Source organism: Bradyrhizobium sp. CCBAU 11361 (assembly GCF_028128935.1).
Taxonomy (GTDB): Bacteria; Pseudomonadota; Alphaproteobacteria; order Rhizobiales; family Xanthobacteraceae; genus Bradyrhizobium; species Bradyrhizobium niftali.
Map to the genome: position 1 here is coordinate 1 of NZ_LBJZ01000080.1, position 953 is coordinate 953.

The following is a 953-nucleotide window of genomic DNA, read 5'->3' on the forward strand; positions in this document are numbered from 1 at the left end:
CGGCAAGGAACGAGCGAAAAGCTGACCTCGCGCTTTGCACGCGTGCGGGTCCGTGCCGCGCATCGTGATTATTGGCAGACCACCCGGCGATTGGAGGAATGGTTGCTGATCGAATGGCCAAAAGGCGAGGACCAGCCTACCAAATACTGGCTCTCGACATTGCCGGAGGATGTGGCATTCCGGACTCTCGTTGAGATGGCTAAATTGCGCTGTCGCATCGAACGTGACTATCAGGAACTCAAGCAGGAGGTCGGGCTCGGCCACTTCGAGGGACGCGGCTGGCGCGGCTTTCATCATCACGCAACAATGTGCATCGCAGCCTACGGATTCCTGATCTCCGAGCGGGAGACGATTCCCCCTCAGGCGCTCGGCGCGCCCGGCCGATCCCGCTCGATCGCATTCCCGCAGATCACAGACCCCGCGGATCTGCCGCTGCGGACCCAACGTCACATTCCAAATTCGATCGCGACGATGCGACGGCGCCTCGAACATGGGCTCGTCCGAACGCTGTCGAGATCTCCTTGTTGTGCGATCAAGTTCGACCACTAGACAGATCATCGTTTGTGACGCAGTAGGACTATCCGGCTTTTGGCAATGCCACGAGCCTTGATGAGATCCGCGGATCGGCGTCCAATTACGTTGGCGAGCTCTGAAGCTCAAGGACGGCCACCGGATGCGCCGCAGCTATCTCAAGGGGCGCGACGGCGACCGCGTCAACGCCGTGCTCGCCGCCGCCGGCTATAACTTCAGCCTGCTCCTGCGATGGTTCGCAAAACTCTTGCGTGCCTTCCTGTTGATCCTCTATCCCAGTCGATCAACGCCAAACCCCAGAAACATTTCTTCACATGGCGTAATCGCGGCTGACGTCTTCTTGAGAACACGAGGATCGGTACGATCGGCGTCAGCAAATCGAAGAGGAGCCGCGCTATGAAGCAGTACGTTGGTCTGGACTC

2 pseudogenes are annotated in these 953 nt (G+C 59.2%); both read left to right on the forward strand.

Annotation, left to right across the window (positions count from 1 at the left end):
* Nucleotides 1-575, forward strand: a pseudogene (locus XI08_RS09930) (transposase); the annotation flags it as partial.
* 80 nt (nucleotides 576-655) lie between these two features.
* Nucleotides 656-805: pseudogene (locus tag XI08_RS46205) on the forward strand (IS5/IS1182 family transposase); the annotation flags it as partial.
* Nucleotides 806-953 lie beyond the last annotated feature (148 nt).